Genomic DNA, 25,080 nt, shown 5'->3' on the forward strand with positions numbered 1-25,080 from the left:
CCCCCGTTTTGTATTCATATAAAGTATTTATTGAACCTGTAAAAGCTGTAATATATCCTTACCAATTTGCCCAGGGTTTGTCTACATTTACCCATTTGACTACCTCAATATTTTTCTTAGTAAGCACACGTTTTTTGTTATAAAAATCGTTTCTTAAGTCTTTAAATAAACCATCTACAACATTTAAATAGACCTTCGACATTTTTAAATTTTCAAGCGATGAATAGTCTTGTTGTAATGACCGAATGGCCATGTCTAATTTTATATAGTCGTATAAGATTGGTCGATCTTCGTGATTAATCATCAGTGTCCACCAGCTTTGCATCTTGTATATCATTAAATGCAATACGTTTTACTGATATATCTGTATCCAGTAATAGCTCCCTTTTGTGCGGATACATCCCTGTTACTAATCAGTTTTGTCATGCAAATGCTGATTATGCCACAGTGTAAGTGTAACTAGTTAATTTACTTTTTAAGGTATTATATTTACAGTAGCTTATTCAGCAAAAGTGCAGGATTATGGAATAAAGGTTTATATAGAATGGGGGAATACATTTGCGAGATCGAGGTTCAATAGTTTTGATTAAAGATAAAAAGGTAGGACTGATTAAGAGGGTTCGAGAAGGTTCAGTTTATTATGTGTTTCCTGGTGGAGGAATAGAAGATGGAGAGACACCTGAAGAAGGAGCTAAAAGAGAAGCGTTAGAGGAATTAGGTGTTACGGTTAAAGTTGGTAAGTGCATTGCAACAATCGAATTTAATGGAACTCAATATTTTTTTCTTGCTGAGATAATGCATGGCAATTTCGGCACAGGGAAAGGTGAAGAGTACACAGATAAGAAAAGACAACGTGGAACATATCTACCGATGTGGGTAGATATAAACCAGCTATCTTCTATTGACGTTAAACCAAAAGAATTAGCTATAAAAATACAATCGTTATTCAATTAACGGGTGCTTTACTTCAAGATGGGATTCCACAGAGATTTCATCTTTTTTCTTATTCAACTAAACCAGCTAATAGTTTGTCAATAATTTTCTGTTAAAAGTTTAATAGGCATGTGCTATACTAAAAACCTTCCTAAAGTTTGTTTTTGGAAGGTTTTGTTTGATTTAGTTGTACTTACTTATCAAGCTAAATCTTGGTACGTAGTTCTATTTTTTAATAAGGCAAAAATCCAATGTAATAGTTTATTAATACAAGCTACTATCGCTACTTTAAAAGGTTTTCCTTCGTCACGTTTTTTATCATAAAACTCACGCAATTTCTTGTTTCGAGGAATGATTTTATCGTCTGTTTTAGTTTTCCTGCAATCTCGTATTGCACAACGAACAGCCATGAATGGGGCTAAAAGAGAATTAAAATGATGCAAATAAAGTATTCTAAAAAAGCACAACAAGATTTTGTTTATAGGTAAGAGCTTATGAAAAAGAATAGATAAAATTTGTAAGAATCCAAGCATAGAAATTATAAAAGACCTGAATTGGCGAATTTAATAATGAGCACTCTATAATCACATAAATAGTAAAAGGTGCTGCTCCATAGTCAAAAAACTACAGCGACAGCACCAAGTCATTTATTAGTGGAAATATTTATCGACACGTTGAAGTACTTCGTCAGCAGAAAGACCGTCAGCGTCAATAACAGGTCCTGCCATGATAGGATCGCTAATTCCCATAATATCTCTGTCTTGCCCAGTGATTACACAGGCATCACATTTTTTTGCATCTTCTTCAGTACGAAGTTGAATAACTTCATAACCTTTTGCCTTTAAAGCGTCTTCAACGTTCGTTAATGATTGTTCCACACCAATTATTTTAGACATTACTCTTCCACCTCCTATATGTAATGTGTCATATAGGCTTGCTAATTATTCACGTAATTCATTTTTTTGTTATACACATTTAAAATGGCGGGAAAATAGAGAAATTCATTTTCCATTGCAACGAAATGATATTAGCAATTATATATGCTGAATAGGAGAGATTTTAAATGAGAAGTCTAAAGATAAAAATAATTAGTATGTTATTTATTATCGCATTTATCTGGATGATTATGCTACATAATGCTGGACCACCCAAGCCTGTTGTTTTGACAGAGGGAAAAGAAGTACCAACAGTACAAGGCACATATTGTTGGAAAAATATTATAAATAATGAATGTGTTGATAAAATTTCACCGCCTGAAATTATTGCTAATAATAAAATTGTTCCGTTTTCTGTTTCACCACAAAGTGAAATTAAAATTAGTTTTAAGAAACCACCGATTGATGGGATAGAAGTAGACAAATGGTTGAGCAACGATGAGATTGAGCTAGTAAAGGTAAAAGATAATGTTTTCTCTGTACCGAAAGAGAAGGGGACTTATATATATAGTATTTCGGGAAGATGGGACAAAGGAGGTTCTTCTTATATTTTTGCTATAGAGGTAAAATGAATAGGGTGATTTTAAATTAATAAAAGACACATTGAAGGTTAATTTCCAATGTGTCTTTGAATAATAAATTACTTAATTATACGATTGATTGCATAAATTGGATAACTTGATCCTCTTGAATGGAATCAACAGCTATTTTATTTCGACTAATCTTTTGACATTTTGTACATTGATGGATAAGTTGAAAGCCTTTTTTTCCTGTATAATCGACTCCAATTGGTCTCATCAAACCTTTACAAGTACTCGCTCTGTCTCCAGGAACATGATCCATATGTTTTGAAAATAAACAGATTGGACAATGATTTCTGAAACTTCCGTTCGTTAATGGTTCAACCATCGTACTGCAATTTTCACATTGAAATGCTGTATTCTCATTTTTTCTACTCAATTGCTCTTCCTCCAATATATTATTTCAACATTGGAGAAAGGGTTCCGTTTTATTTTTCTACTATAGTAGTATCAGGCTTTTATAGGGAATGAACCAATTCACCGTCTTGTTCTTCAAAACGATTACTTCTAGTTCCTGCTTCACAAAGACTTATTTCATCCTTTGATCCGGACCACGATTGATTTTGTATATTTGTGCCAACCACTGTAAGACGGACCGCTCCATCTTCCACTAGTAGGTGTTCTCCTATAATCACTGACTTCGGCATTCGTCCCCTAACGAGCAATTGTTTTAAATAGATAAAATGTCAATTCATCACCCCTTATCATATAAGCATTCGTATTCACCATTTATAGGTTATCAAATTTATTGAATTGTTTAAATAGTTTATTTTTGCGACAAAGTTTACTTTGGATCTAAAAAAAGGGGAATCCGACCAATCATTTCAAATGATTGGTGAGACACCCCGTTTCCTTTACTTATTGAGGAAGATAGTCTTGGCCATTAACTGTTAGTTTAGAAGGTGAAATTAGAATTTCTTTATTTGCTTTGAAATATGGTTCTAAAATAATGTGAAATGCTTCCCAATTTTCTCTGATTTTTTCAGCTTCTTCTTTTTTATCAAGCTTAATAGCTTCTTCATAAAGCTGTTTTAATTGCTTGCTATCCGCTTCGCTAACTTTGAAGTCAAAGTCAGCCATGTATTCTTCAAATGGTTGAGGCTTAAAGAACTGATCAATGATTTCATAGAATTCATTCCATGTTTTTTCAGCTAACTCATCATTTTTAGCTTTTTCCGCTTTTTGAGCATCTTCATAAATAGTTTTTAGTTTTACTAAAGTTTCAGCAGGGATATCAAACTCTTTGCCTTCCATGTACTCTTCAAATGTTTGAGGTGGATAAAGTTCAGCAATATACGGTTCAAGGATTTTATGAAGTTCATCATATTTTCCGTATGCATTTTCCTCCTGACCATCTTTTTCAAGCTTTACCCATTCTTCATAAATAACTTTAAGCTGTTTTTTATCATTTTCTTCTATAACTATATTTTTTTCACTAAAACCTAAATTTTCTATATACTCTTCAAAAGGTATAGGTTGCCAATTTGCTATATAATATGGGTTAGTAATTTTACGCATGTCTCTAGAAATCTCGCTTATTTCCTCATATATCTTGTCTGCTTCTTCAAATGCTTTATTTTCCATTGCTTTAAAAGCTACTTTTTCCAGCTTCTTCACTTCATTAAACATTTTTTCTAGTTTTGTTAGCTCTTCATTTGTTACCTCTTTAGGCAAGTCTTTTTTATAAGCTTCGAATGTGTAGAAGTCTGAATAATACTCTACTACGCTACCTTCGACTGTGATTTCCTGTCCTTCTACTAAGTTCATTTTGTCTAGTTGTTCTTCAGAAAATTTATAGAAACTGATATAGTAGTTTTTACCGTCTCTATCTTTTAGATACATCCCATCATCACTGATGCTTTTAATCGTTCCTGTAACTTGTTGTTCGATTTGAACAGTAACACCATTTGTTGGTTCTACTGCAGTAGCTCCTGCTTGAAGTGGCGTCAAAACAGCCATTCCTATTGTTAATGCTGAGGCAATCATCCATGTTTTTTTAATCGGTTCTTTCATGATCATTTCTCCCTTTTATTTACTATGGAACTTAACATTTCCAATATTTAGACGGATTTCCAGTGGGAAAGGTTCGTTGTTTTTTTAAAATTTTAAAACAGTCCATGTTATTTAAATAAAACACCACATATTATTGGGAAAATCTTATAAATAATGAGTGCGTTGATAAAATTCTATCACCAGAAATTATTCTGTTTTCTGTTTCACCTCAAATTAAAATTAGATTTAAGAAACTACCTACCGAGGGGATAGAAGTAGAAAAATGGTTAAGCAGCGATGAAATTGAACAAGAATAAGATAATGTTTTCTCTGTTCCAAAAGAGAAGGGGACTTATATCGGAGGGTAGGCAAAAGGAAGTTCTTCTTATATTTTTTCTATAGAAGATTCAGACTTTGGAAAAAATCTCGAAAAATTATTGTGGAATTAACAAAAAGAGGAATCCCAACAATCATCCTAAATGATTGTTGAGAAACCTCAATTCTTTTTCTTATTGTGGGGTATATTCTTGTCCGTTAATTATTACTTTAGAAGCAGAGAGTAGAATTTCTTTATTTGCTTTGAAATATGGTTCTAAAACATTATAAAATGCTTCCGATTTCTCTTCAATTTTTGCTTTGTCTTCTTTTTTATCTAGCTTTAAGATTTCTTCATAAAGCTGTTTTAATTGCTTGTTATCCTCTTCACTAACTTTGAATTCATAGTCAGCCATGAATTCTTCAAATGTTTGAGGCGTTGTGAATTGATCAATGATGTAATAAAAATCTTCCCATAGTTTTTCAGACAAATCAGCATTGTCATCTTTTTCTGCTTTTTGAGCGTTATCATAAATATTTTTTAGTTTTACTAAATCTTCAGCAGGGATATCTAATTCATATCTTTCCATGAATTCTTCAAATGTTGGAGTTGGGTAAAGTTTCTCTAAATATGGTTGAAGGGTTTTGTAAAATTCATCCATTTTTTCGTTAGCCTTTTCCTCTTGACCATCTTTTTCAAGTTTTACCCATTCTTCGTAAATACCTTTAAGCTGTTTATTATCATTTTCTTCAATGACTATATTTTTTTCACTAAATCCGAAATCTGCTATATACTCTTCAAATGTTTGAGGTTGCCACTTAGCTAATATATATGGTTTTGTGATTTTATCCATTTCTTTATAAATTTTATCAATTTCTTCAAATTTCTTTTCGACTTCTTCTTCTGTCATTTCATTTGACAATTCTTTTTGAAGCTTTTTCTTTTCATTAAACAATTTTTCTAATTTTGTTAGCTCATCTTTCGTTACCTCTTTAGGTAATTCTTTTTTATAAGCTTCGAATGTGTAGAAATCTGAATAATCCTCTGCTATGTTACCTTCAACTGTGATTTCCTGTCCTTCTACGAAGTTCATTTTTTCTAGTTGTTCATCAGAAAATTTATAGAAGCTGATATAGTAGTTTTTACCATCCCTACCTTTTAGATCAATCCCATCTCCGTAGATGTATTTAATCGTTCCTGTAACTTGTTGTTCGATTTGAACAGTAACACCATTTGTTGGATCTACTGCAGTAGCTCCTGCCTGAAGTGGTGTCAGAACAGCCATTCCTATTGTTAATGCTGAAGCAATCATCCAAGTTTTTTTAATCGGTTTTTTCATGATCATTTCTCCCTTTTATTTACTCTGGAAATTATAGTTTCCAATATTTAGACGGATTTCCAGTTAGAAAGGTTCATTCTTTTTTAAAAAAATTTAAAACATAGTTGTATAGCATTAGAGTTTGAGGAGTCTGATTTAATAAAGCACCAACAGTACAAAGTACATATTATTGGAGAAATTTTATAAACAAAGAATGTGTTGATAAAATTCTACCACCAGAAATTATGGCAAATAAAAAATTTGTTCCGTTTTTGTTTCTAGTGAAATTTAAGAAACTACCTATTGAGGGGATGTAAAAGTACAAGGTAATGTTTTCTCTGTTTCAAAAGAGCAGGGGACTTATATTGGAAGATGTGCAAAAGGAAGTTCTTCTTATATTTTTTCTGTAGCAATAAACTGATTGCAGTATGGTATAGACTTAGGAAAAAATCTCTAATATTATTGTAGAATTAACAAAAAGAGTAATCCCAACAATCATCTTAAATGATTATTGGGATTACTCGATTCTTTTACTTATTGTGGAAGATATTCTTGACCGTTAACTGTTAGTTTAGAAGGTGAAATTAGAATTTCTTTATTTGCTTTGAAATATGGTTCTAAAATAATGTGAAATGCTTCCCATTTCTCTTCAATTTTTGCTTTGTCTTCTTTTATATTTAGCTTTAAGATTTCTTCATAAAGCTGTTTTAATTGGTTGCTATCCGCTTCACTAACTTTGAATTCATAGTCGGCCATGTACTCTTCAAATGTTTGAGGCGTTATGAATTGATCAATGATGTAATAGAATTCCTCCCACAAATTTACAGACTCATCAGCATTGCCATCTTTTTCTGCTTTTTGAGCATTATCATAAATATTTTTTAGTTTTGCAAAATCTTCAGCAGGGATATCTAACTCAAATCTTTCGATAAACGCTTCAAATGTTGGAGTTGGATAAAGTTTATCAAAATACGATTGAAGGATTTTGTGAAACTCATTCATTTTTTCGTTAGCCTTTTCCTCTTGACTATCTTTTTCAAGCTTTACCCATTCTTCATAAAGAACTTTAAGCTGTTTATTATCATTTTCTTCTATAACTATATTTTTTTCACTAAAGCCGAAATTTTCTATATACTCTTCAAATGGTTCAGGTTGCCAAGTAGCTAAATAATATGGCTTAATAATTTTACCCATGTCTAAATAAATTTTATGCATTTCTTCATATATCTTTTCTGCCTCTTCAAACGCTTTATTTTCATCGGCTTTTGCAGCTTCTTTTTGCAGCTTCCTCGCTTCGTTAAACATTTCTTCTAATTTTGTTAACTCTTCATTTGTTACCTCTTTAGGCAATTCTTTTTTATAAACTTCGAATGTATAGAAGTCTGAAAAACCCTCTACTGCGCTGCCTTCAACTGTGATTTCCTGTCCTTCTACTAGGTTCATTTTTGCGATTTGTTCATCAGAAAATTTATAGAAGTTGATATAGTAGTTTTTACTGTCTCTACCTTTTAGATAAATCCCGTCATCACTGATTCCTTTAATCGTTCCTGTAACTTGTTGTTCGATTTGAACAGTAACACCATTTGTTGGTTCTACTTCAGTAGCCCCTGCTTGAAGTGGCGTCAGAACAGCCATTCCTATTGTTAGTGCTGAAGCAATCATCCAAGTTCTTTTAATCGGTTTTTTCATGATCATTTCTCCCTTTTATTTACTCTGGAACTCTCAGTTTCCAATATTTATACGGATTTCCAGTTAGAAAGTTTCGTTATTTTTCAAAAAATTTTAAAACATTTCATGTTAAGTACATAAATAGTTGTATAACATCCAAGTTTGAGCAGTCTGATTATATAAAGCACCAACAGTACAAGGTACATATGGTTGGGAAAATCTTATAAGTAATGAATGCGTTGATAAAATTCTACCACCAGAAATTATGGCTAATAAAAGAATTGTTCTGTTTTCGTTTTACCTCAAGTGGAATTAAAAATAGATTTAAGAAACTACCTATGGAGGGGATGTAAAAGTACAAAGTAATGTTTTCTCTGTTTCAAAAGAGAAGGGGACTTATATCGGACGATGGGCAAAAGTTAAAGGAAGTTCTTCTTGTATAAAAAATCTCTGAATATTATTGTGGAATTAACAAAAAGAGGAATCTCAATAATCATCTTAAATGATTGTTGGGACACCTCGATTCTTTTACTTATTGTGGAAGATAGTCTTGACCGTTAATTGTTACTTTAGAAGCTGAAATTAGAATTTCTTTATTTGCTTTAAAATAAGGGTCTAAAATTTTATTAAATGTTTCCCATTTCTCTTCAATTTTTACTTGTTCTTCTTTTTCATCTAGCTTTAAGATTTCATCATAAAGTTGTTTTAATTGCTTGTTATCCGCTTCACTGACTTCGAAATCAAAGTCAGCCATGTATTTTTCAAATGTTAGAGGCTTGATGAACGGATCAATGATTTCATAGAATTCATTCCATGTTTTTTCAGCTAATTCATCATTTTTAGCTTTTTCAGCTTTTTGAGCATCTTCATAAATAGTTTTTAGTTTTGCTAAAGTTTCTGTAGGGATATCAAACTCTTTACCTTCCATGTACTCTTCAAATGTTTGAGGTGGATAAAGGTCATCAATATATGGTTCTAGGATTTTATGAAGTTCATCATATTTTTCGTTAGCCTTTACCTCTTGACCATCTTTTTCAAGCTTGACCCATTCTTCATAAATAACTTTGAGCTGTTTTTTATCATTTTCTTCTATAACTATATTTTTTTCATTAAATCCGTAATTTTCTATATATTCTTCAAACGTTACAGGCTGCCAATTAGCTAATAGATATGGTTTTAAAATTTTATACATGTCTTCACTTATTTTCTTGATTTCTTCAAATTTCTTTTCAAACTCTTCTTCTGTCATTTCATTTGACAATTCTTTGTGTAATTTGATTTTTTCATTAAACAATTTTTCTAATTTTGTTAGCTCTTCTTCCGTTACTTCTTTAGGCAACACTCTTTTATAAACTTCAAATGTATAGAAGTCTGAATAATCCTCTACTAGATTTCCTTCTACAGTAATTTCATGTCCTTCAACTAAGTTCATGTTTGCTAATTGTTCTTCAGAAAATTTAATGAAACTGATATAGTAGTTTTTACCGTCTTTACCTTTTAGATTAATCCCGTCTCCGTTGATGTCTTTTATCGTTCCTGATATTTGTTGTTCGATTTGAACAGTAACACCATTTGTTGGTTCTACTGCTGTAGCTCCTGCTTGAAGTGGTGTTAGAACTGCCATACCTATTGTTAGTGCTGAAGCAATCATCCAAGTTCTTTTAATCGGTTTTTTCATGATCATTTCTCCCTTTTATTTACTCTAGAACTCTAGTTTCCAATATTTAGACGAATTACCAAATGAAAAGGTTCATCTTTTTTTGAAAAACTTAAAAAGTTTAAACATTTCATGTAAAGTGATTAAATAGTTGTATAACAATAAAGTTTGAGGCTTCAGAAGAATTAACGACAAGAAACTAAATTTGGTATGACGAAAATCTCGTATCTGGTGGTGTGAATATGGGAATCGCGGAAGTATTAACAATTGTATTTATAGTATTAAAGCTCACGGATGTTATTGCATGGTCTTGGTGGTTAGTGCTTTTGCCAGCGATCATATCTTTTAGCATTTACGGATTAATTTTGGTGATGAAGTTAGTAATGGTGATGATAGCGGTAGTGGCAGTGAAAAAACGAAAAAGTTGTAGAATGAAGTTTTAAATAAAGGGGATGCAAACTAATGATTCAAGCGGTGATTTTTGATTTAGATGGAACATTGTTAGATCGTGATAGTTCAGTTCGCTTATTTATTGAACAACAATACGAGCGATTAAAGCCGAATCTATCACACATTTTAAAAGAGAACTATGTTCAACGCTTTATTGAGCTAGATAATCATGGCTATGTATGGAAAGATAAGGTCTATCAACAATTAATCGAAGAATTTTCTATTAAGTTATCTCCAAAAGCAATGTTAGAGGATTACCTGCAGGAATTTAAGCATTGTTGTGTTCCATTTTTATACTTACATAGCATGTTGAACAATTTGAAGAAGCAAGGCTTAAAACTTGGTATGATTACAAATGGTTATGGGCAATTTCAATTAAATAATATACGAGCGTTAGGAATTGAAGATGTTTTTGATGTGATTCTTATCTCTGAATGGGAGGGCATCAAAAAACCGGATGCAGAAATATTTGATCGAGCGTTATCTAAGCTAGAAGTAACAGCTAATGAAAGTATTTACGTTGGGGATCATCCATTTAATGATGTGGAAGCTGCTAAAAAAGTAGGGATGACGACTATTTGGAAACGAAATGATGCATGGCAAAGTGTTGAAGCAAATTATATCATTGATAATTTAATAGAAATTCAAGATATTTTAAAGGTTTTACAAAGGACTTGAAAAGACTAAAACTCATATATCTTCTGATTTAGGAGAAAGTAAGGAAAATGAAATCAGGAGGTTAAAAATCAATTGAGGAAAATGAGTGTATGTCTTTTACTCCTTCTAAATTTTCAAATAAATCAAGCGAAAGCAATTACTACTGATTTAGAAAAAATCTATTTAGAAGGTGGAGAGTATACAGAAGTTAATAAAGCAATTCAAGAAAGTGAAGCGGTTTTTAAACGTGATATACCTTTACCAACACGACTTCCACCTATTACTTTCACTCATGTTTTTGGATCATTTAATCATAAACATCCTCAACTATCCATCCGATATTTGGTAGAGGGTGCAGGTCGTACACATTATATAATAGAAATAACCGACAATGAATATGAACGTTCATTTCCAAAGGGTGCTAAGACAGTGAAATTACCTGATGGAAATGAGATGGTTTATTATAAAAGCTTAGATTTTGTCATTTTTAATATCGTGAAAAATGATTTTCAATACACTTTTATTGTTGATGAAGTCAGTGCAAATGCTATTACCGTTGATGGCATGGTGAAAATTATTAATTCTATGAGATAATGGGGAAGGCCAGTGATTCAAAATATTGAATACTGGCCTTTTTATATCTTTTAACTGCAAGGAACATTATTTAGTTGGAGCTCAACAAGAAATAACGAACGGGGGATTTTTAATTGAAATATTTCACTCGAAATTGGTATCGTGAAATGCAAGTCAATGGTTTTTTGACTTTCCCTGACTCTAAAGAAGATTGGGAAGAAAGTTTAAATTGGATAAACGAAGATGGGACAAGCTATATCGAAATGTTACAAGCAGAGTTGGAATGGCGAAAAGATGACTTATTAACATTACTTCCAGCACCATTTCATCCATATATTTTAGATGGCTCTCTAAAAACTAAATATCCATCTAAAGAATTACGAAGAATGGCTGAAGAGTGGAATAAAAATTATCAAAGTCGTAGTCACGATTTAAGTAAACGGTATATGGAACAATTTGAGGAAATAAAAGAGCAGCTCCCATCTCAAGTTCTTGAAATACATACAAAATCATTGCACGATGGAGAAGTATTATCTTTCTCTTCAACTGAATCTACAATTACGCTTACTATAGCTGGAACAAGTGTAGGTTGGTACGATACAAATGTAAGATTAACTTTTAGTGATATAGAGAAAAGTTCGATTCCAGAACAATTAGAAGGTTCTTGGTGGCTATATGATGAAATCTATAAAACTGAAACAGGGTTTGAATTACACGTATTATTTGACTGTCCACTTTGTGAATTAATGATACAGGCTAGGGAATTAAAGATTGAGACAGTATAAAAATAGTTTGTGATGAAATATACATAAGCAACGGAAGCATCTGTTACCAATAGATACACGCTATGTGAATTGGTTGATTGGAGCGGGGACTGAGTGACACCTTGGGGATTACAATAGAGGAATGAAGGCTAAAACCATCACGTCCTGTGATAACGCCTTCGTGACCAACATCGTGTTGACCTCATCGGACGCCCCCAGGAAGCTTTGCTCTGTGCGAAAGCGAAGCGTCAGCAACAAATGTTTTATCTGTGCGAAAGCGAAGCGTCAGCAACAACAAAGCACTCAGCCGGAACGGAAATAAACCACTCGTTGTGCAGAATAGTCATATTTTATTTAAATCTCATAGATAAATGTAAAACAGCTGAATTCATAGATTTCAGCTGTTTTTTGAGTATGTAAGATAGTAACAAATCCAGTACAATACCCTATAGTTCCATGGTTAAAGAAGTCTGCATTCATTTATTCGTTTGATATGTTTTAACTGCAGGTGGAACATAGGCTGCACATTTATCTAATAGTCCCACAACATCTTCATCTACAAGAAGGGCGTTTCGAGATTGGGCTTGTAAAAATTGTTCGTTTTGCATATGGTCAAATAACTCAATGAGTAAATCGTAATAATGATTGATATTTAAAATACCACAAGGCTTTTGTAGAAGGCCGATTTGATTCCAAGTGAATACTTCAAAAAATTCTTCTAACGTACCAGGGCCTCCAGGTAAAGCAATAAAGCCATCAGCTAGTTCCATCATTTTGCTTTTGCGCTCATGCATAGAATTGACGACAATTAGCTCAGTTAAATGTTTATGAGAAATTTCACGTTCCTCTAACAACGTCGGAATAACCCCAATCACCTTGCCACCTTCACGAAGAACCGTGTCTGCAACTGTTCCCATCACACCTACACTCGCTCCGCCATAAATTAAGGTAATATTACGTTTTGCTAATTCTTTTCCTAGAAAAATAGCTCCTTCTTTATATGCCTCAGAAGCACCGATGCTTGATCCGCAAAATACTGCAATACTATCCATCATTGTTCCTCCATATCTGATAAGTATCTTTCCGCATTAACGGGCAGTGAACTGTAAGCGGGGGGGTGAAAAAACCCCACTGATTCACGTTTCACTTTTATAGTATAATTTAATTTTGAGAGGAAAGAAATGGAGGAAATAGAAATGGAATTAAATGAGTTTCAAAAATGGCTAAAGGATTACTATGATACACGTGGTTGGTCTGATTTAAGTATTTTTACGCGTATTGGCTTCCTAGCTGAAGAAACTGGGGAAGTAGCAAGAGCCATACGAGCTTTAGAAATTGGTAGAGATAGACCAGATGAAAAGATTCAAACATATGAAGAAAATAAGCAAGAATTAGTAGAGGAGCTTGGAGACGTTTTAGGGAATATTATTGTTATCGCTAATAAATATGATATTTCACTGGAAGAAATTTTTTCCGCTCATAAGGAAAAGCTAATGGAGCGTTATGAAGCATAGAAATACATATGGAAGGGGGATTCATATGGATTATCAAGTTGAGATTTTATTAGAAAATCAGGATGACTTTACTACGTTTTTAAATGCAAAGATTAAAGAGTACAACGATGAACATTCACCGTATCATAAAGAGAGTAGACAAAAGGGTTCTGTTCGTCCGTTAAACCTAATCGTAACCGATGATCAACAGCAATGGATAGGCGGCATCACTGCTGAGGTATATTGGGGATGGGTAGAAATCAATAAGTTTTGGTTTAGTGAAGAATACCGTGGAAAAGGTATTGGTGGACAACTACTGGTGAAAGCTGAAGAAACAGCCAAGCAAATGGGCGCTACGAAGGCATTGCTAACTACATATGACTTTCAAGCACGTACGTTTTATGAAGCGAGGGGCTATGAGGTTGTAGGTGAAATAAAAGATTATCCGCCTGGAAGTAGCTACTATACTATGGTTAAACATCAACTTTAAGTTTAGAAAGGCTGTCTGATTAGCTCTTTGTGACAGCCTTTTGTTATATCCTGATTTATTCTCAAATCACAACGAATCAATCCAGTAGGCTAGTAGAACAAAGATGAGAAAATTAATTTTTGTTAATGTATTATAGCATTAGTAAGATTATGAGTTTGGAGCGAATATCAAATGAGAAAGTATACTTGTCCTTGTTGTGGTTATAAGACTCTTGCAGAAGGAACACTAGACAGTTATGAAATATGTAAAGTTTGCTATTGGGAAGATGATTTCGTACAGAATGAGGACCCAGACTTTGAAGGTGGAGCCAATGAAGTATCTTTGAAGCAAGCGCAAAGGAATTTCAAGATTTACGGAGCAAGTGAGGAAAGGTTTAAAGACAGCGTTGTAGAACCAAGCCTTGGAGGATACGAGAAAGATGAAAATTTTAAATCTCTCTAGAGTTTTTTAGGGGATACTATGCTTTCTTTCACTGACGAGGTGCAAGAGTTTTAAGATCAAGCTACCGAATTCAAAGGTAGCTTTTCTTATTGAGCGAACGGGGCAGTTTAGTTGTATAAGGAAAAACATAGTCTTTGTTGAAATTTATGCAATAATAAATATATTAAAACATAATTCAGGGAGGTTTTTATGCAAACTGCAATACCAGCTACTTCTATGTTTCTAATTATTGGATTGTTCATTTTAGTTCGTAGAATCCGTTCTATGTACAAACCAACCAAAGGCAGAGGAGGGCGATTAATTCTTCCTCTTCTATTTTTAACACCAGGATTTTCATTTTTTCTAAACGCTTCTGGGGACGTCACATACCTTCAATTATCTATAGCAATTTTTTTAGGAGTGGGTTTATCTATTCCTCTAATTTTATGGTCAGATTATGAAATACGAAATGATGGTTTAATTTATGCTAAGAAAAGTCCTGCTTTTATAATTACTTTCGCCCTTATAATTGCTTTACGTTATTATTTTCGACAACATATTTCTACTATCGAACCAGCTACACTCAATGTGCTAATTTTCTTACTTGCTATTTGTTATTTAATTCCTTGGAGAATAGCTTGCTATATCAAGTATAAAAAGGTTCTTAAACTAAAAAATACAGTCAGTTTTTAGAACTTCGTATATCTCTAACACCCTCCAAAATGAAACAAGAAGTATAAGTTTGTGAATAAATGTACTTAAACTAATAGGTGCTTTCGTATCATATGTTAATACAATGGGTAGTTTTCGAGAAAACGCTTACCTTTTATTGCTTTTGTAATAATCAACTGATAAGAGCTTAGTATAAAAAGGGTTATTCAGTAATAGCGTTAACATATAAATGAATATGGGGGCGAAAAAATGTTTAATAAAGACTCAGAGAAGAATAAAGGATCAAAGAAGAGATTTGAAGAAATCCTTACAGAAAATGGTGTGGCTAATGGAAACAGAATAATAGTAGATATAGAAACAGGAGTTCATTATTTATTTAGTTGGAGTGGATATGCGGGAGGAATTACCCCGTTATTGGATAAGGATGGAAAACCAATAATAAAACCAAATAATGAATAACATACTTTATCCTGTTCAACTATAGGGGCTTTAGTTAAATATTCGATATGCGAAATATAAAACATAAAAACAGAGTGGATTCTACACATCTTGTAGATTAACTCTGTTTTTATGTTTTATCAGCAACAATCTTTTAAAAATTTATAGCTAAAAGATGACTAAAAAAACGCCCTAATGTCAAACTTATAATAAAGGGGAGATTTAGCGTGTACTCGATATCAAACTTTAAATTACTTGTTGATAAGCAGACAGAAATTGATACTATTCATCAAAATTGTGACAATTTAATGCAGTCAACGGTAACGCCTAAAATGGATGCTGAAGTCAATACTTTGTTAGATGCCATTAATAAAAAACTAACCGAACAAGGCTTTACAATTACAGTGACATCTACTGGATTAATCGCAAAATATAGTGAAGCAGTTATTAATGTAGACAAGCATTCGAAAGATTTAGAGGAGTGCTTTTTTATTAATTTAAATAATTTTGCGGAGGATCAAGTTTCCATTGTTTTAGACGTTTCCGATACAATGATGCCGAAAATCTCGAATAATCTTGATGGCTATTCTGAGATAATCGAGCAAATGACTGATACTTTAAAGAACGCAAAAAGTCTCGAAAAAGCTTGTACTTCACCTAAGTTTATTTATAAAACGCAAAGCAATATTATTTTTCATTCTGCTGAAGAAGTAGTCAATTATTATTTTCAGTAAAGAAGCAGCCACCCTCATAGATATATAGGGTGGCCGTTACTGGAAGCGCTATTGATTATATATATTCCCGCTACAATATTTTAAACAATAAACTTTCTTCCGAATAATAACAGTATCATCGATAGGATGAAGAAATATAGTGGCATAATCGTCAATGAACCATTGTGCAGGAAACTCATTCCTGATGTTATTAAGCTTACAAGTAAGTAATAGCCTAAGCTGAAAATTGCGCCAGCTGTCCCGATAACGTCCTGAAAGTTGACAAGAGCAAGGCTTAAGCAATTAGGTAGAGCAATCCCTGATCCTAATAACGTTATAAAAATGGTCACTAAAATGCCCATTAGTAAGACAATATTAGGCAATGGTAAGGAACTAACGATTAGTAGTAATAAAGCGCCGACAGTCATCACAGAACAACCGAGATGAATTACTTTCTCCGGCTGATAGTTGCTGATGAGTCTTTTAGAAATCATGGCACCAATAATAGAGGCAAGCGCCACAATTATGCCAAGAAATCCATAAAGTCCTGGTGATAAATTGAAATGGTCAATAAAGATAAAGGGAGCTTCGGCATAGTAACTGAATAGCACACCATTTATCCCACCAATCAGCAATCCAAAGGCAAGTACCCGTGGAGATGAAATAATACGTTTTACAACTGGGAAAATAGCAATTCTTTTTCTCGTTGATTTATCTGTTGTTTCAGGAAGTCTAAAATAAGCGTAGATGAACAACAAAATACTCATCGCAACGAGTACAAAGAAAACAGCTCTAAAGCCAAATCCTTGATCAACCCAGCCACCAATTAGTGGCCCTACTGCAGGGGTAAAGGCAATCACCGCAGAAATTTGCGCAAACATAGCATGTCTTTGACTGCCAGATACGCTTTCTCGCAAAATGGTTTGCGTAATTATTGAGCCTGTCGCTGCCCCAAAAGCTTGTATAAATCTACTAACTAATAGAAAAGTAATAGTTTCTGCGTAAAAACACATGAAACTGCCAATACTATAAAAAATTAAACCGCCTAGCATGGCCGGTCTTCGTCCAATAAAATCAGAAAGCCATCCCCAACAAAAGACACCTATAGCAAACCCTATAAAATAAATACTTAAGGTTAACTGTACAGAGCGATTTGAAGCATTTAATGCATCTGAAATATCAGGTAGAGATGGTGTATAGATTGTCTCGCTAATCTGTGGAAAAGCTACAAGAACAATCATTAATAATAAAGATGGTGCTACATGTTTTTTCAACTTATTGCCCTCCTACAAGCAAAATCTACTTCTTTAGAAAAGAGTAGACGTAGCTAGGGAAACGGCGGGACCATTATAAGTATTCGTTCATAAGATGTCATTATTAATCACCTAAATATGCTTAAAGTAGGAGTGCATAGTCTAGCTTCTATTATAGAGATATTTGAAATTTTTTAAAGGGAAATATAGAAATATTTTCTATCACTTGCATACGTTAGGTCTTCATCAGAACGTGGGGTTGATTTCCGTTCCGGCTGGGCGCTTTGTTGTTGCTGACGCTTCGCTTTCGCGCAGAGCAGAGCTTCCTGGGGGCGTCCGATGAGCCGCTTCGCTGCGCTGCAGGGTCTCAGGCCAACACGATGTTGGTCACGAAGGCGTTATCACAGGACGTGATGGTTTTAGCCTTCGTTCCTCTGAATCGCTGATCCCCGAGGAGTCGCCCAGCCTCCACTGCAATCAACTTATTCACATTGCTACGTTTTAAATTGCACTTGTGCACAATAGAGTATATATATATAATGGAAACAAATGTTCTTGTGTGGGGAGAGGGAAGAATGACTACATTTAATCAATTACAGTTAGTATTATTCGATGCAAATGATATTTCGGGATTAATTGCACTTTCTGACTCTGTCGGGTGGGATTACGATGAATCTGAAATTAGAACGGTGATGATGTCAGGTAAAATATTTGGGCACAAAAATGCTGTGGGAAAAATTGTTTCAAGTGCTGCCATTATCACATATGATTCAAATTTAGCTTCGATAGGTATGGTCATTGTACATGAAAATTACAGAGGGCTTGGTTTAGGGAAATTAGCTACTCAAAAATGTATTGAAAGTGTTTCAGAGCATACAGAAATTATGCTCGTCGCAACGAAAGATGGTGAACCGATGTATGCGAAAATGGGCTTTACCACAGTAGATTATGTACATAAATATCTGATTGACAATTATGTCGGTGCCTATAACTTAACTTCTAATGATTATACGATTGAAAATTTTAACGAGCGTGATTTTGCTGATATTGTTAGCTTAGATGCTGCTGCCTTTGGAGATAAAAGAAGTAATTTTCTACGGAATAGGATAAAGCAATCAAAGCAATGTATTGTTGTGAAGGATTATGATGCAAATATTATAGGTTTTGGATTGTCTATTTTAGGGCCAATCAATCTAATTTTAGGTCCGATTATAGCACCTGATTCTAAAACAGCCAGTCTCATAATAAATATTTTAGCGAAAGATCATAATGGAAAATTAAGAATTGATGTACCATATGGTCATGCTGAATTTATACAATGGATAGAGCAAAGTGGCTTTACAGAGGCAAATAAACCTCCTGTTATGATTCTTCACGCCGAGAAAATGCCGATAAGAAATAATACGTTATATGCTATAGCAGCGCAAATTTTTGGATAACATCACTCAAACAAAATGAGCACACTTTCTATTTGGTGTGCTTTTTTGTTTTTAAAGGATTTTACTAGAAGTGTGGAGAATAGGTGATAGTAAAGGAGGAGAATCAATGTTTCCTAATTTAGAGACAGAAAGACTTATTTTAAGAGAACTGACGCAGGATGATGCGGAAAGTGTCTTTAATTGTTTTTCTAATGAAGAAGTCACTCGCTATTATGGCGTTGAGCCGTTTAAAGAGATACAGCAAGCAGAAAATTTAGTGAATTTATTTTCAAAGAACTTTGCTGGCAAAAGAGGGGTAAGATGGGGAATAGAAAGAAAGGAAACAAAGGGTATAATCGGCACAATTGGTTTTAACGCTTGGTCGCCTATCCATAGACGAGCAGAAATCGGTTATGAAATTCATCCTGATTATTGGAGAAATGGATATACTCAAGAAGCGGTTACCGAAATTGTGTCGTATGGCTTTGAACATATGGGGCTTACTCGTATAGGTGCTGTTGTATTTATAGAAAATGAAGCATCGAATAAGCTACTAACTAAAGTGGGTTTTCAAAATGAAGGAATTCTTCGAGATTATATGTATCAAAATGGCCAGGCGCATGATACATTTGTTTATTCCATCTTAAAAAATAGATAAACTCGACATTAACCTACAGAAATATATTTATTAGCATCAATGTATACCTTTTATTGGATAATAAATGATAACTAAGACATGGTTTTGTGCTTGCTTTTTTCGGTTATAGTGCTAGTAAAGGCTAGGGTTTTTATTAGTGGTGAAAAAGTAATAGTAAGGGGCTTTGTGAAATGGGAATACAATATAGCACAGCTTATTTTGAAAAATTGGATTTACTTGAAATTCTATATGCGGGGAAGGCAGCGTTAAAAGAAACGCTACCCACGCACAATGTCAGTAAAAATCATTTAGAACGCTTTGAACAAATAGAAGCGGCCATTGCTAAGCTAAATAAAGAAATTCGAATTCTTGAACTAAATATTATCCAGTCCGTAGATTCAAAATAAATTGAACAAAAAACTCATGCAAAAAATAATTGCATGAGTTTTTTGTATGGCTTCACTCGAATTTAAACTTCCCTTTTTTTCATATCAGAACTTAATCCTTCTGCTGAAACATCTTCTTCTATATAGGAACTACGTTTTACTACAGATAGAAGTAATACTAAAATACTTACAACAGCCATCCAGCATAATGTAACTGCTGCAGAGCTCCAAAGTTTTCCACTGAAGAAAAGAATCTCCTTTAATCCTTCAAACATAAAGCGGAATGGTAACCATGGATAAATCCAATCAGCGTAAAAACTAGGTAACATTTCTGGTGCAATTTGTAGAAGCGGTAAAACAAAGAACATTAAAAGCACGAAAATTGGTAAACTCGCAAATTGAATCCATGTAGTGATAGCTAGTATTAATAATATAAATGTTGCGCAAGTCAGTGATAAAAATAGAGCAACATGGTGAAAATCTGCAAACTCATAATCCAGCATCCAAGTGGAGTACCAAGTTAATAAATAGCCTCCAAATAAACCAATGATCATGGCAATCAATGCCTGAAATCCTCGGAATTTAAGTTGCTCCAATACAGAATTAAACTTGCGATTTCTACCCGTAAACCATAAAAGAATAGCACTGATTAAACTACTCATCCAAATAGGCTGGAAGAATGAAAGTGGTGCATTGCTTAATTTACCGGTTTCATGCACATTGACTATTTCACTTTGGATAGGCGTTGAATAAGTGCGTGCTTGATTAGCGTTTAACGGAATATTATTTTTTTCAGTAATAGCTAATAATTGGGCGCTGACATTGTCATTCATTTTTTCAACCATTGTAGATAAAGCTTGTGGAACCATAGTTGCAACGTTTGCATTTTTCCCTTGGTTTATATAAATTTTTAGCATTGCTGATGTAGGGGTTGGTGATTGGAATGAAGCGTACTTTTCAGAGAAATCTTTAGGGATATAAATAGCTCCATACAATTCTTGATTCGCTAATTTTTCTTTCATTTCTTGTTCATTTTTTATTACTACCCATTTAAACGGTGATTCCTTTGTTGCTTGTGAAATTTTTTGTATCATCTCGACAAAAGTTTGCCCCATGTTACCTTCATCCTCAAGAACAATACCGATTGGAAGATCTTTAGGTGATGAATGGGCACCAGGGATTTGTGTTGCTACAAAAATGAAGGATAATAAGAGTACAGCAACAAACGCTATACCGAAAAACTTATTTTCTTTCATGAAAATTCTCCTTTCAGATAATGTACATCGTGTTGATTATTTCTAAGTTTGATTATATACTCTAAAAAAATCACTTCCTATAATCAAAAGCAGCCAAAGTGTTCAATACTCAACATATAAATAAATGTGTTCATTAAAAGGGAGGAATGACTCCATGTCAAAAACAGATCGACGAATTATACGAACGAAAAATGAAATTAAACAAGCATTTTTCTCTTTGCTTTCTGAAAAGAACTTTGAAGCTATCACCGTTCGAGATATTACGGAGCGTGCCAATATTAATCGAGGAACTTTTTATCTACACTACGTGGATAAATACAATTTATTAGAACAGTACGAGAACGAAATTTTTGAAAAATTCAACGTCATTTTAGATGAAACTACAAATTTAGAGATGGATGTCAATCAGTTTTTAGATGAACGATTACCTGTAATGATCCGAATTTTACATGTGTTTTATGAAGAAGCTGATTTCTTAAAATTAATTTTAGGTCCAAATGGTGACCCTTTTTTTCATGAAAAAATGAGACAGTTTTTTGTGAGATATTTCAATGCTTATCTAGTAAATCGTATTGATAAAAGCAAATGGAGGTTTCCGATTGAATTAACATTAGCGTATAACTCAAATGCCCTATTAGGGGTTATTACGTACTGGTTGCAACACGATATGCAACAATCACCAGAGGAAATTGCTACAATGTTGGCTGAAACAATGATAAATGGACCTTTTGAAGCTAGTGGATTACGTTCAATTATTGAAAAAGATAGTGAGTAGGGGATAAATTTGTGAAGAAGTGCTGAAGAAGTATAGAAGGCTAGTAGTATGATGAATCTAAGTAACATTAAAAGCGAATGATATTTTCCATTGAGTTACAAAATTAGTTGTATGAAAAGTTAAATGGATAATCGTGTTATAATCGCGCTTAAAGAACTATTAATAATCATGGCGATGGGGGATCTTAAAATGAAAACAAAAAGAGTTGGCATTTTACTTTATGATTATGTAGATGTTTTAGATTTTACTGGCCCAGCAGAAGTACTAGCACTGACAACTAAGAATAAAGTCGAGGAAGCTCTTACTCTTTATAAAAAAGAATTATTACCTACGAAACCATTTGAAGTATTTACCATTTCGGAAACTGGGGAGCAAATTAAAACGCATTCAGGAATAAAAGTAGTACCTGACTTTAGTTTTGACAATAGTCCTGAATTAGATATTCTAATCATTCCAGGGGGACCTTTAAGAGCTGTGCAATCTATAATTAAAAACAATAAAATTCAAGAGTGGATTATCAAACATAAAAATAGTGAATACATATGCTCAGTTTGCACGGGTGCGTATATTTTAGGACATACTGGATTATTAAATGGCAAAAAAGCCACTACTCATCATTTAGCATTAAAAAATTTACAAGAAAAATACCCTGAGATTCAAGTAGTATCAGAAAGCAAAGTTATTCATGATAGTAACCTCATAACTTCTGGAGGTGTCTCATCAGGAATTAATATGGCTTTATATCTTGTTGAGCAAATTATGGGGAAATCTGTAGCGGAGCGAACAGCTAAAACTATTGAATTTGCACTTTAATATAACTGTGTCATCTAAACAAATGGCCAAGATTCACTTTTTAACTGTATCTCAATTGTTGCACTACAAACAATTTGGATACAGTTTATTTTTTTAAAAAGCAAAGTAAACACTCTCAAAATCATAACGGATACTTCTGTGATAAGAATAACTTATGAAAATTAATAATTAACATTGATTTCACTTATATACAAAATGGTTGTAAAATAATGTTAGCAAGAATATCCATAAAGATTGGCATAAAAAACAGAAAAGAGTGATGAAGATGGGCATTGATTTTCACAATAAAGACAATCAAACTACTTATACAACTCGACAAGCTGACCATTCGTGGATGGAAGCAATGAAAGAACTTGTCCCTATCATGAATACTTCTAAGGCTGCAGATATTGGCTGTGGCGGAGGCATTTACTCGAAAGCATTAGCAAATATGGGCGTACCTTCTGTAATAGGTGTGGATTTTTCACAGGCTATGCTCGTTGGGGCTAAAGAAAACTGTAAAGACTATCATACTATTACTTTCAAGCAAGGAAATGCATTGGCTACAGGCTTGGACAATGACAGCTTCCAGTTAGTACTGGAAAGAGCTTTAATTCATCATATCCGAGATTTAAAGGATTGTTTTCAAGAGGCATACAGAATTTTGGAGGATAAAGGGGTTTACATTATCCAAGACCGGACACCTGAAGATTGTTTATTAAAAGGTGATGACCACCATATTAGAGGCTATTTCTTTGAGCGTTTTCCAAAATTAAAGGAGCAAGAAATAAAACGCAGACATAGTAGTGAGCTAGTAGTTGAGACACTTAAGGCAATTGGGTTTAGCGAGATTAAAGAAGTAAAGCTATGGGAAACAAGAAATGTCTATGAACAGAAAGAGCAATTGTTAAAAGATTTACGGGAAAGAACAGGCAGAAGTATTTTGCACGAATTAGACGATGAAGAATTAAATGAATTAGTGAATTATATTGATAAGTCGATTTCAATTGAAGGTTCTATAGTTGAAAAGGACAGATGGACCATTTGGAAAGCTGTGAAATAATCAATTCTTTATAAAGTGTTGAGGGGAGTTATCCGTCGGTAGAGTGGTTCAATCCGTCAGTTAGGCATTTCTATCCCTCGATTCAATAAAAAGAAGCTCTCGTCGCTTTTCAAACGAGAGCTTTTAACTATTTATTTACCTACTAAAGCGAGAAGGTATTTATCTCGATCTGCTTCCTCCTGCATTTTATTATCGACCAGCATTGCACCGTTTCTCACATTTGTCATATCACGGTCAACTAAAAATTGAACATTCACTTTCGCGGCTTTATTATCGACAGGACATTCTCCTTTAAATTCTACAACGTCCTGCCCTTTTTGAGTTTCAAAATAAACCCAGTATGGATTTTGACAAGCGTTAGCAAAGCCCGATTCTATTGTTTTACTACTATTTTCGAATGAATAGTTTTTTACATATGTAATATATTCATTATCTGTAATGTCCTTTTGTGGACCGTAAAAATACCAGAACACCCCTAAAATTCCGATTGGCACAATCCACAGTATATTCCTTTTGCTTAATTTTCCCATATTGGAAGCCCCCTTTATAAAAATATTTTATCATCTTTATACTGATTTTTGCTAGTTTACTATAATATTTTCTAGTTTAGGATTTAATATTGTAGATAATGATTTTGGGGGAGATATGGATTTTTTCAGTTTCATCTGTGTTTTGTTGATGAATGGAAACTATGAGGCGTATGATGACGTCATGTATGAAAGGGTAAGCAAGTATTCAACTGGAAACAGCGCATATTTGAAAACTTTAATTTACTGAGAAATTAAAAGCAAGGAGATTTAAAAATGAATTATGAAGTATTTCAATGGATTAATGATTTAGCTGGTCGCTATCCTTTACTAGATAAAGGGATGATTTTCATCACTGATAGCGTTCCTTATGTCGTAATCGTATTTATGTTATTTTTATGGTTTACAGCAAACAAAGAAAAAAGGACAGAAAAACAATATACTGCTTTTTACATTGTCTTTACATGTTTACTTGGATTGGGTTTAAACGCACTCATTCACTTTGTCAACTATCATCCACGACCATTCATAACGTATAATGTTCATCAGTTAGTACCACATGCTGACGATTCTTCATTTGTAAGTGATCATTCAGTATTAGTATTCTCTTTAGCATGTACGTTGCTATTACGAAAAGACTCGTGGAAGTATCCTGTATTAGTATGGGCTATCCTAGTAGGGATTTCACGTATCTTCGTCGGAGTACATTATCCAGCCGACGTGATTGGAGGAGCCCTTCTGTCATTTGGGGCAAGCTTTGTCATTATCAAGTTCTCCAAAATATTGGAGCCGGTTGTACAAGTTCTGTTCAATATCTATAACAAACTAACGAAACATATCCCTTTTTTAGCGAAGTTCGGCCATAAAGATCTGAGTCATGGGAATAAATAATGCAAAGATGAA

At 33.6% G+C, this 25,080-nt stretch carries 31 protein-coding genes and 1 pseudogene; 19 read left to right on the top strand and 13 right to left on the bottom strand.

Features of this window, described 5'->3' with window-relative positions:
* Positions 1 to 58: 58 nt before the first annotated feature.
* Complete coding sequence (locus ACQKOG_RS21615) at positions 59 to 304, bottom strand: hypothetical protein (RefSeq protein ID WP_370082653.1); 246 nt, start codon at positions 302 to 304, stop codon at positions 59 to 61.
* A gap of 254 nt (positions 305 to 558) precedes the next feature.
* Here ACQKOG_RS21615 and ACQKOG_RS21620 point away from each other — a divergent pair, with 254 nt between their 5' ends.
* The gene (locus ACQKOG_RS21620) at positions 559 to 954 is read left to right on the top strand and encodes an NUDIX hydrolase (RefSeq protein ID WP_402873385.1); all 396 of its coding nucleotides are present in this window, start codon (positions 559 to 561) and stop codon (positions 952 to 954) included.
* A 179-nt stretch (positions 955 to 1,133) separates the two neighbouring features.
* Here ACQKOG_RS21620 and ACQKOG_RS21625 read toward each other — a convergent pair.
* Positions 1,134 to 1,352: pseudogene (locus ACQKOG_RS21625) on the bottom strand (IS110 family transposase); the annotation flags it as partial.
* 231 nt (positions 1,353 to 1,583) lie between these two features.
* A complete protein-coding gene (locus ACQKOG_RS21630; protein WP_132358618.1) occupies positions 1,584 to 1,829 on the bottom strand; it encodes a YkuS family protein in 246 nt (81 codons plus the stop codon).
* 167 nt (positions 1,830 to 1,996) lie between these two features.
* Here ACQKOG_RS21630 and ACQKOG_RS21635 point away from each other — a divergent pair, with 167 nt between their 5' ends.
* Positions 1,997 to 2,440 carry a hypothetical protein gene (locus tag ACQKOG_RS21635; protein ID WP_427448239.1) on the top strand — a complete coding sequence of 148 codons (444 nt, stop codon included), beginning with the start codon at positions 1,997 to 1,999 and terminating at the stop codon, positions 2,438 to 2,440.
* 76 nt (positions 2,441 to 2,516) lie between these two features.
* Here the strand turns inward: ACQKOG_RS21635 and ACQKOG_RS21640 are convergent, their stop codons facing one another.
* The 6 genes from ACQKOG_RS21640 to ACQKOG_RS21665 form a co-directional block, all read right to left on the bottom strand.
* A complete protein-coding gene (locus tag ACQKOG_RS21640) occupies positions 2,517 to 2,828 on the bottom strand; it encodes an RNHCP domain-containing protein (RefSeq protein WP_370082645.1) in 312 nt (103 codons plus the stop codon).
* 79 nt (positions 2,829 to 2,907) lie between these two features.
* The gene (locus tag ACQKOG_RS21645; protein WP_402873391.1) at positions 2,908 to 3,096 is read right to left on the bottom strand and encodes a hypothetical protein; all 189 of its coding nucleotides are present in this window, start codon (positions 3,094 to 3,096) and stop codon (positions 2,908 to 2,910) included.
* Positions 3,097 to 3,307: 211 nt separating this feature from the next.
* Positions 3,308 to 4,462 carry a hypothetical protein gene (locus tag ACQKOG_RS21650; protein ID WP_402873394.1) on the bottom strand — a complete coding sequence of 385 codons (1,155 nt, stop codon included), beginning with the start codon at positions 4,460 to 4,462 and terminating at the stop codon, positions 3,308 to 3,310.
* A gap of 488 nt (positions 4,463 to 4,950) precedes the next feature.
* Positions 4,951 to 6,096, bottom strand: coding sequence for a hypothetical protein (locus ACQKOG_RS21655; RefSeq protein WP_402873397.1), 1,146 nt, complete (start codon positions 6,094 to 6,096; stop codon positions 4,951 to 4,953).
* 513 nt (positions 6,097 to 6,609) lie between these two features.
* Entirely contained in the window at positions 6,610 to 7,764 is a 1,155-nt protein-coding gene (locus ACQKOG_RS21660) for a hypothetical protein (RefSeq protein ID WP_427448240.1), read from the bottom strand.
* A 511-nt stretch (positions 7,765 to 8,275) separates the two neighbouring features.
* On the bottom strand, positions 8,276 to 9,421 hold the full coding sequence (locus tag ACQKOG_RS21665; protein ID WP_370082635.1) for a hypothetical protein: 1,146 nt from the start codon (positions 9,419 to 9,421) through the stop codon (positions 8,276 to 8,278).
* Between the two features lie 221 nt (positions 9,422 to 9,642).
* On the opposite strand from ACQKOG_RS21665, the gene ACQKOG_RS21670 reads away from it, so the two are divergent.
* The 4 genes from ACQKOG_RS21670 to ACQKOG_RS21685 all read left to right on the top strand — a co-directional run bounded on the left by ACQKOG_RS21670 (position 9,643) and on the right by ACQKOG_RS21685 (position 11,865).
* Positions 9,643 to 9,843: a transmembrane Fragile-X-F protein gene (locus ACQKOG_RS21670; RefSeq protein WP_370082633.1), complete on the top strand. Its 201-nt coding sequence runs from the start codon at positions 9,643 to 9,645 to the stop codon at positions 9,841 to 9,843.
* A 19-nt stretch (positions 9,844 to 9,862) separates the two neighbouring features.
* Positions 9,863 to 10,528, top strand: a complete 666-nt coding sequence (locus ACQKOG_RS21675; RefSeq protein WP_370082631.1) for an HAD family hydrolase — start codon at positions 9,863 to 9,865, stop codon at positions 10,526 to 10,528.
* Between the two features lie 72 nt (positions 10,529 to 10,600).
* Complete coding sequence (locus ACQKOG_RS21680) at positions 10,601 to 11,101, top strand: hypothetical protein (protein WP_427448241.1); 501 nt, start codon at positions 10,601 to 10,603, stop codon at positions 11,099 to 11,101.
* A gap of 113 nt (positions 11,102 to 11,214) precedes the next feature.
* A complete protein-coding gene (locus ACQKOG_RS21685; protein ID WP_402873405.1) occupies positions 11,215 to 11,865 on the top strand; it encodes a DUF4085 family protein in 651 nt (216 codons plus the stop codon).
* Positions 11,866 to 12,320: 455 nt separating this feature from the next.
* On the opposite strand, the gene ACQKOG_RS21690 is transcribed toward ACQKOG_RS21685, so the two are convergent.
* Complete coding sequence (locus ACQKOG_RS21690) at positions 12,321 to 12,896, bottom strand: TIGR00730 family Rossman fold protein (protein ID WP_402873408.1); 576 nt, start codon at positions 12,894 to 12,896, stop codon at positions 12,321 to 12,323.
* A 144-nt stretch (positions 12,897 to 13,040) separates the two neighbouring features.
* On the opposite strand from ACQKOG_RS21690, the gene ACQKOG_RS21695 reads away from it, so the two are divergent.
* The 6 genes from ACQKOG_RS21695 (at position 13,041) to ACQKOG_RS21720 (ending at position 16,091) form a co-directional block, all read left to right on the top strand.
* Complete coding sequence (locus ACQKOG_RS21695) at positions 13,041 to 13,358, top strand: MazG nucleotide pyrophosphohydrolase domain-containing protein (protein WP_370082693.1); 318 nt, start codon at positions 13,041 to 13,043, stop codon at positions 13,356 to 13,358.
* A 25-nt stretch (positions 13,359 to 13,383) separates the two neighbouring features.
* Entirely contained in the window at positions 13,384 to 13,827 is a 444-nt protein-coding gene (locus tag ACQKOG_RS21700) for a GNAT family N-acetyltransferase (RefSeq protein ID WP_370083357.1), read from the top strand.
* Positions 13,828 to 13,998: 171 nt separating this feature from the next.
* On the top strand, positions 13,999 to 14,268 hold the full coding sequence (locus tag ACQKOG_RS21705; protein WP_370083356.1) for a CPCC family cysteine-rich protein: 270 nt from the start codon (positions 13,999 to 14,001) through the stop codon (positions 14,266 to 14,268).
* Positions 14,269 to 14,457: 189 nt separating this feature from the next.
* Positions 14,458 to 14,940, top strand: a complete 483-nt coding sequence (locus ACQKOG_RS21710) for a CcdC family protein (RefSeq protein ID WP_402873414.1) — start codon at positions 14,458 to 14,460, stop codon at positions 14,938 to 14,940.
* Positions 14,941 to 15,168: 228 nt separating this feature from the next.
* On the top strand, positions 15,169 to 15,378 hold the full coding sequence (locus ACQKOG_RS21715; protein WP_402873417.1) for a DUF6440 family protein: 210 nt from the start codon (positions 15,169 to 15,171) through the stop codon (positions 15,376 to 15,378).
* Positions 15,379 to 15,584: 206 nt separating this feature from the next.
* Positions 15,585 to 16,091 carry a hypothetical protein gene (locus ACQKOG_RS21720; protein ID WP_370083351.1) on the top strand — a complete coding sequence of 169 codons (507 nt, stop codon included), beginning with the start codon at positions 15,585 to 15,587 and terminating at the stop codon, positions 16,089 to 16,091.
* An 80-nt stretch (positions 16,092 to 16,171) separates the two neighbouring features.
* On the opposite strand, the gene ACQKOG_RS21725 is transcribed toward ACQKOG_RS21720, so the two are convergent.
* A complete protein-coding gene (locus tag ACQKOG_RS21725; RefSeq protein ID WP_415733285.1) occupies positions 16,172 to 17,344 on the bottom strand; it encodes a multidrug effflux MFS transporter in 1,173 nt (390 codons plus the stop codon).
* A 554-nt stretch (positions 17,345 to 17,898) separates the two neighbouring features.
* On the opposite strand from ACQKOG_RS21725, the gene ACQKOG_RS21730 reads away from it, so the two are divergent.
* The 3 genes from ACQKOG_RS21730 (at position 17,899) to ACQKOG_RS21740 (ending at position 19,785) form a co-directional block, all read left to right on the top strand.
* Positions 17,899 to 18,762 carry a GNAT family N-acetyltransferase gene (locus ACQKOG_RS21730; protein ID WP_370083348.1) on the top strand — a complete coding sequence of 288 codons (864 nt, stop codon included), beginning with the start codon at positions 17,899 to 17,901 and terminating at the stop codon, positions 18,760 to 18,762.
* 106 nt (positions 18,763 to 18,868) lie between these two features.
* Complete coding sequence (locus ACQKOG_RS21735; protein WP_370083346.1) at positions 18,869 to 19,399, top strand: GNAT family N-acetyltransferase; 531 nt, start codon at positions 18,869 to 18,871, stop codon at positions 19,397 to 19,399.
* Between the two features lie 170 nt (positions 19,400 to 19,569).
* Positions 19,570 to 19,785 carry a hypothetical protein gene (locus ACQKOG_RS21740; protein ID WP_402873425.1) on the top strand — a complete coding sequence of 72 codons (216 nt, stop codon included), beginning with the start codon at positions 19,570 to 19,572 and terminating at the stop codon, positions 19,783 to 19,785.
* Positions 19,786 to 19,847: 62 nt separating this feature from the next.
* On the opposite strand, the gene ACQKOG_RS21745 is transcribed toward ACQKOG_RS21740, so the two are convergent.
* Positions 19,848 to 21,020: a DUF3533 domain-containing protein gene (locus ACQKOG_RS21745; protein WP_402873428.1), complete on the bottom strand. Its 1,173-nt coding sequence runs from the start codon at positions 21,018 to 21,020 to the stop codon at positions 19,848 to 19,850.
* A gap of 154 nt (positions 21,021 to 21,174) precedes the next feature.
* Here ACQKOG_RS21745 and ACQKOG_RS21750 point away from each other — a divergent pair, with 154 nt between their 5' ends.
* The 3 genes from ACQKOG_RS21750 (at position 21,175) to ACQKOG_RS21760 (ending at position 23,650) form a co-directional block, all read left to right on the top strand.
* Entirely contained in the window at positions 21,175 to 21,795 is a 621-nt protein-coding gene (locus ACQKOG_RS21750; RefSeq protein ID WP_402873431.1) for a TetR/AcrR family transcriptional regulator, read from the top strand.
* A 189-nt stretch (positions 21,796 to 21,984) separates the two neighbouring features.
* Positions 21,985 to 22,608, top strand: coding sequence for a DJ-1/PfpI family protein (locus ACQKOG_RS21755; protein WP_370083338.1), 624 nt, complete (start codon positions 21,985 to 21,987; stop codon positions 22,606 to 22,608).
* Positions 22,609 to 22,873: 265 nt separating this feature from the next.
* Complete coding sequence (locus ACQKOG_RS21760) at positions 22,874 to 23,650, top strand: class I SAM-dependent methyltransferase (protein WP_370083336.1); 777 nt, start codon at positions 22,874 to 22,876, stop codon at positions 23,648 to 23,650.
* Between the two features lie 131 nt (positions 23,651 to 23,781).
* Here ACQKOG_RS21760 and ACQKOG_RS21765 read toward each other — a convergent pair whose 3' ends face one another.
* A complete protein-coding gene (locus ACQKOG_RS21765) occupies positions 23,782 to 24,180 on the bottom strand; it encodes a glucosamine 6-phosphate synthetase (protein ID WP_370083334.1) in 399 nt (132 codons plus the stop codon).
* A 273-nt stretch (positions 24,181 to 24,453) separates the two neighbouring features.
* Between ACQKOG_RS21765 and ACQKOG_RS21770 the strand changes: the two genes are divergently transcribed.
* The gene (locus ACQKOG_RS21770; protein WP_370083332.1) at positions 24,454 to 25,068 is read left to right on the top strand and encodes an undecaprenyl-diphosphatase; all 615 of its coding nucleotides are present in this window, start codon (positions 24,454 to 24,456) and stop codon (positions 25,066 to 25,068) included.
* Positions 25,069 to 25,080: the final 12 nt, after the last annotated feature.

The organism is Lysinibacillus sp. NPDC093216 (assembly GCF_050280325.1).
In the GTDB taxonomy this organism is placed as follows: domain Bacteria; phylum Bacillota; class Bacilli; order Bacillales_A; family Planococcaceae; genus Lysinibacillus.